The following is a 227-nucleotide window of genomic DNA, read 5'->3' as shown; positions in this document are numbered from 1 at the left end:
AGCGATACCGGTTGCTAGCGTAAATGTCAGCATGTTGATAAATAATCAGCTAGCCGATAATAGTACGGAAGACACGGCTCATGTTGTGGTGAAAGACAGTGCCGGTAATCTCATGCCTAACGTGGCGGTGGCATGGAGCCTCAGTGATAGCACCACGGCGACAATCACCCAACAAAGTACCACCACGGATGCACAGGGCGAAGCACATGTGGCGGTGAAAAACTCAG

General features: G+C 51.1%; 1 protein-coding gene. It reads left to right on the top strand.

The window, feature by feature from the left end:
• Window positions 1-31: 31 nt before the first annotated feature.
• On the top strand, window positions 32-227 hold a 196-nt coding region (locus HMPREF3091_RS22630; RefSeq protein ID WP_168168176.1), incomplete at its 3' end, for an Ig-like domain-containing protein.

The organism is Hafnia sp. HMSC23F03, assembly GCF_001816025.1.
In the GTDB taxonomy this organism is placed as follows: Bacteria; Pseudomonadota; Gammaproteobacteria; order Enterobacterales; family Enterobacteriaceae; genus Hafnia; species Hafnia paralvei.
The sequence above is the reverse complement of the archived record's forward strand: the minus strand, read 5'-3'. Positions and strand labels throughout refer to the sequence as shown.